1 protein-coding gene is annotated in these 6,096 nt (G+C 73.1%); it reads right to left on the bottom strand.

Annotated features, from left to right (window positions below):
- Nucleotides 1–84: 84 nt before the first annotated feature.
- Nucleotides 85–6,096: amino acid adenylation domain-containing protein (locus tag ACWGN5_RS41525; RefSeq protein WP_453524141.1), on the bottom strand; the 6,012-nt coding region annotated here is incomplete at its 5' end.

The following is a 6,096-nucleotide window of genomic DNA, read 5'->3' as shown; positions in this document are numbered from 1 at the left end:
GGGTCTGGTTTTTGTTTATATGAGCCCGCGGGGGGGGTGGGTGGCCGGGCCGGGCCGCCCGTGCGGCGCCCCGCCCGGTTCGGATCACCGCGCGTCGAGGGCCCGGCGCAGCTCGCCGGCCAGGACGCGCAGCCGCTCGCCGCGCATCACCGTGTAGTGGTCGCCGGGTACGTCGACGAGGGTGGCGTCCCCGGGGAAGTACCGCATCCAGCGGTTCGCCGTCTCGACCGTCGCACCGCCGTCCGCGGCGCGCAGCGACACGACCCGCCCGGCGAAGCCGCTGGGCGCGTAGCCCAGCAGGGCCCGGTAGTTGTTCCGGAACCGGCCCACGATGGCGCTGAGCGTGTCGAGGTCGATGTCCTCGGACAGTGCCCCCGCGCCCCGCGCCTCGGCGTGCAGCACCTCCACCGGCGGGCGGCCGTCGAAGGCCTCCACGGGCAGCTCCCAGTCGACACCGGCGAGACCCGCCAGGTCCCGGGCGAACCAGGACAACAACTGCTCGTCGGAGACGGGCTCCCCCTCGGCCGGACCGGGCTCGACCATCAGGTCGATCACGGTGAGGAGCTCCACCTCGGCGCCGGCCGCGGTGAGCTGGGCCGCCATCTCCAGGGCGATCACACCGCCCATCGACCAGCCGCCGAGCCGGTACGGACCCTCCGGCAGTGCCTCCCGGACCGCCGTGACGTAGTGCGCGGCCATCGCCTCCACACTGGTCAGCTCCGTGTCCGGCACCTGGAGCGCGTAGAACGGCTGGTCCTCGCCGAGGAGTTCGGCGAGCTCCGCGTAACAGAGCACATCACCGCCGACCGGGTGCACGAACACCAGAGGAGTCCGCGCACCGCCGGTGCGCACCGGCACCAGCGCCCTGCGGCCGGTCTCGCCGCCGTCGGCCTCACGCACCGCCCGGGCGAGCAGCTCGATCGTCGGCCGGGCGAACAGCGTGGACAGCGGCAGGCTGCGGCCCAGACCACGGGCGATCCTCGCCATCAGCCGGACCGCGAGCAGCGAGTCACCGCCGAGGTCGAAGAAGCTCGCGGTCACCCCGATCTCGGACACGCCGAAGAACTCCGCCCAGATCTCCGCGAGCCGGCGCTCCACCTCGTCGCGCGGCGCGACGAACCCGGCACCTTCCACGGCGACGTCGTCGGGCGCGGGCAGGGCCGCCCGGTTGACCTTCCCGTTGTCGCTGAGCGGCAGCTCGTCCAGGACGAGGACACGCTGCGGCACCAGGTGCGCCGGAACCACCCGGCGCAGCTCCTCGGTGAGCTGCTCCTCGGTGTCCTCGCGGCCCTCGTCGAGGACCACGTACGCGATGAGCCGCTTGGGCCCGTGCCGCTCGCCCGCCGCGACGACCGCGGCGGACCGCACGCCCTCGCACTGGGTGAGCCCGGCCTCGACCTCGCCCAGCTCGATCCGGTAGCCCTGGATCTTCACCTGGGAGTCGAGACGGCCGAGGAACTCGATGCTGCCGTCCGGCAGGAAGCGCCCCATGTCGCCGGTCCGGTAGAGCCGTTCGCCGGTGACCGGGTGGTGCAGGAACGCGGCGCGGGTCTTCGCCTCGTCGTTCAGGTAGCCGCGGGCCAGACCGACGCCCGCGATGTACAGGTCGCCCGGCACCCACACGGGGCAGGGCCGCATCGCGCCGTCCAGCACGTGGAAGCGCTGGTTACGCATCGCCTTGCCGTACGGGATGCTCACGCAGTCGTCCGGGACCTCACCGATGGGGTGCAGGATCGACCAGATGGACGCCTCCGTGGCACCGCCGAGGCTCCACAGCTCGGCGTCCGGCAGCAGCAGCCGGATCCGTCCGGGCAGCGACACCGGTATCCAGTCACCGCTCATCATGACCAGGCGCACCGGCAGCCCGCCGAGCCCGTTCGACAGGGCGTGCTCGGTGAACATCTCCATCAGCGCGGGCACGCTGTTCCAGATCGTCACCCCGTGCTCGGCGACGAGCTCCGCCCAGCGGGCCGGCTCACGGTGCGCCGCCGGTTCGGGCAGCACCAGCGCGCCGCCCACCGACAGCAGTCCGAAGACGTCGTACACCGACAGGTCGAAGTGCATCGCGGACAGACCGAGGGCCCGGTCCGACGAGGTGACGCCGTACCGCTCGTTGACGTCGACGACCGTGTTCAGGGCGGCGCCGTGCTCGATCATCACGCCCTTCGGCAGCCCCGTGGAGCCGGAGGTGAAGATCACGTAGGCGAGGTCGCCCGGCTTGGCACCGGACTCGCCGAGCGGGCCGTCCTCACCCTTGTCCTCGGCCCGCACCACGGTCCTGACCACGCCCTCCGGCCAGTCCGCCGTGTCCTCCACCCACGGCTGGGTGACGACCCGGCTGATCCCGGCACTGTCGAGCAGCACGTGCAGCCGCTCGACGGGCACCCGGGCGTCGATCGGGACGTACGCCGCCCCCGACCGCAGGATGCCGAGCGCCGCGACGACCTGCTCCCAGCCCTTGTCCATGACGATCGCCACCAGGTCGCCGGGACCGGCCCCCTGGGCGCGCAGCGCGTGCCCCACCTGGTTCGACCTGCGGTCGAGCTCCCCGTACGTGAGGGTCAGCACCGGCGAGATGACGGCCGGCGCCTCGGGCGTGGCCTCGGCCTGCGCGAGCACCGCGTCGTGCAGCAGCCCGTCGGGCACGGGCCCGTCGGTGGCGTTCGCCTCGGCCCGTACCTCCAGATCGGCCGCCGGTACGAGCGCCGGCCGGGGCCGCTGCCAGGCCTCCGGGTCGCGGCACAGCTCGCCCAGCATCCGCTGGTACGCGGCGAACATGGCGTCCACGCAGCCCGCCGGGAACAGCTCCTCGATCACGTCCCAGTTCAGGACGAGCTCACCGGCCTCCTCGACCGCCTGGTGGTCCAGCCACACCTGCGGGGTGCGGACCGAACTGCTCACCTGACGGCCGTTCTCACCGATACCCGCGAGGTACTGCACGACCCCCCGCTCCTCGGTGTCCTGCTGTCCCGCGAAGTTCACCAGGCTCGTGAAGACGACCGGCGCCGCGGCCCGCACCGAGGCGCCCCGCGCCCGGTTCAGCTCCCGCAGCACCTGCACACCGCTGACCTGGCTGTGCTCCATGTCGCTCCACAGCCGGGCCTGCACCTCGCTCGCCCGGGTGGCGAACGTGTCCTCGGCGGAGTCGCGGATCTCCAGCATCAGCGTGGTGGAGAAGTTGCCGATGACGTCGCCGACCTGCGGATGCAGCGGCAGCCGGTTGAAGTACAGCAGGTTCAGCGAGAAGTCGGGCGTGGCGCTCCACTCCGCGATCACCTGCGCGTACGCCGTGCACAGCGCCGCGGACGGGCTGACCCCGGCCGCCGCCGCGTGCTCCTTGAACCGGGCCCACTCCTCCTTCGGGAGCGTCGCACCACGGTGGTGGAACACCGGCCGGTCCAGGCTCGACGGCGCCACCGCCAGCGGCAGCTGCGGCGCGGCCGGCAGGGTGTCGAGCCGGTCCCGCCAGTAGGCGAGCGCCCGGTCGTACTCGGGTCCGCCCTCCAGCTCGCGGGCCTGCCGGACGTAGTCCCGGTAGCGCAGCTCAAGCTCCGGCAGCTCCTCACCGCGGTAGTGCGCGGCCCACTCCCTGAACAGGATCGACGTGCTGAAACCGTCGATGATCAGGGCGTCGAAGCCGGCGTGCAGCCGGATCGTCCGGTCGTCGGTCCGGGTCACCCGCACGTCGAACAGCGGCCAGCGCGCGGTGTCGAAGACCTGGTGCCGCATCTCCTCGTGGACGGCGGTCAGCGCGGCCTCGCGCTCGGCCGGGGACAGGGCGGAGACATCGGTCTCACGGATCACATAGGCCGGGACCTCGCGCCGGACGCGCTGCTCGCCCTCGGGAGTGAAGACGGCCCGCAGCATGTCGTGCCGCTCGACCATCGCCCGGAAGGACGCGGAGAGCCGGTCCAGGTCCACGTTCTCCAGGTCGATCTCGATCTGGAAGTAGGTGGAGGTGTTGCCGAGCTCGAAGGCGTCACCACGGCCGACGAGGTACGCCTGCTGGAGATCGGTCAGACCGAACGGCTCGTACCGCTCGGCGTCGTCGGCGGCGCTCTGAGGAGCCTCCGCTTCGGTTCCGGAGCTGTCGGCGCCGAGGTTTTCGAGTACGTCCCCGGCGATGTCCTCGGTGCTGCGGCCGTTCAGGAACGCCGTCATCGGCAGCAGGACGTCGAACTCACGGTTCAGCGCCGTCCGGATCTTCATCGCGATCAGGGAATCGAGGCCGAGCGCCTGCAAGGACTGCCCGGTGTCGAGCCGGGCCGCCACGGTGCCGAGGGCCTGGGCGACCGTACGCGTCACGAGGGCACGTACGGCCTCGGGCGCCGCGGCGGGCGCTTCGGCCGGAGCCGGGCTCGGGTCCGGTGGTGTCGGGACCGCGGCCGGCCGCTGCGGTTCGGACACGACCGGCGATACGGGGGCGGCCGCGGCCGCCTCGGCGGCGGGCGTCTGCGCGGCGGCGAGCTCGGTCGCCGGCCGGGTCAGGGCCGGGACGAAGCGCACGCCGTCGGCCTCGGCGACGAGGCGGCCCTGCGCCGTGAGGAGCCGGATACGCGCCCGCGTACCGCCGTCGAACAGTTCGGCATGACAGCGAAGCCCGTCCTGGGCTCCGCCGCGGTCGTAGTGGACGAAGCGCTCCAGACCGGCCGGCACCAGGGCGGGGCCGTCGGCGGGGAAGCAGGCCAGCGCCGTCTGGAACATGGCGTCGACGAGCCCCGGGTGGATCAGATACGGCTCCGCCTCGCCGGCCAGCGCGGACCGGAGCTCGGCCGTGGCCTCACCCCGGCCGAGCCTGATCCGCTCCACCCAGCGGGCGGCGGAGCCCAGGTACAGGGCGCGCTGCCACAGCATCCGGTACAGCTCGTCGCCGGTCAGCTCGTGGCCCGAACCCACCGGGGCGAGCGTCACCGTGGGCGCGGCCGGCGCACCGGCCTTGGCCCGGCCCTGCGCGTGCAGCTGCCAACCGCCCGTCGGGTCCTGGGCGTAGTAGCGGAACCGGTCCGCGTCCAGGACGATCTGGGCGGCGCGCTCGGCGCCGGCCGTCGACGGGTCGATGCCGACGGGGTCGAGCACCAGGTCGACGGGGAGTTCGAGGTCCTCCACGGACACAGGACCGGTCCCGGCGAACTCGGTCACCGCCTCGATCACCGACTCGACGAGCACACCGGCGCTGACCACCGGCCGTCCGCCGACCACGAAGTCGCCCAGGCAGGGGTGCGCCACCGGGTCGAGCCGCGGGGCGAACTGCGCCTGCGCGAGCGGCGAGGACGGCATCCGGACGCCCAACAGGGCGACCTGCTCGGCGGGTTGGGCCATCGGTCGCGGCGCACTGCGAGGAGCGGCGGCGGGCTCGTTCAGGAGCCAGTAGTGGGCGCGCTGGAACGGGTAGGAGGGCAGTTCGACGGTGCGGGCGTCGTAGGGAGCGAGCAGGGCGGGCCAGTCGATGGTGACGCCGTGGGACCAGGCCTCGGCGGCGGACTGGACGAAGCGGGTGAGTGCGCCGGTGTGGCGGTGGAGGGTGCCGACGACGGCGCCGGTGTCGGCGAGGGTCTCAGTGATGCCGGAGACGAGGACGGGGTGGGCGCTGACTTCGATGAAGACGACGTCGGGGGCGGCGAGCTGCTCGACGACCTCGGCGAGGCGCACCTTGCTGCGGAGGTTGCGGAACCAGTAGGCGGCGTCGAGCTGGGTGGTGTCGAGTGCGCCACCGGTCACGGTGGAGTGGAAGGCGACCCGGCCAGCACGGGGGGCGACGCCTTCCAGCTCGTGGGCGAGGGTGTCCTGGATCTCGTCGACGTGGGCGGAGTGGGAGGCGTAGTCGACGGGGATGCGGCGGGCCCAGAGGCCGGAGGCCTCGCACTGGGCGAGGAGTTCGTCCAGCGCCTCCGGCTGCCCGGCGACCACGGTGGACGACGGGCCGTTGACCGCCGCGACGGAGAGACGGCCGTCCCACGGCGCGAGCAGCTCTTCCGCCTGCGTCTCGGGGACGCTCAGCCACGCCATGCCTCCGCCGCCGGAGAGGACGCGGAGGGCCTTGGACCGCAGGGCGACGACGCGGGCGCCGTCCTCCAGGGAGAGTCCGCCCGCGACGAC

The sequence above is a fragment of the Streptomyces sp. NPDC055815 genome (assembly GCF_053616475.1).
Note: the sequence above shows the minus strand (reverse complement) of the source record. Positions and strands in the feature narration are given on the sequence as shown.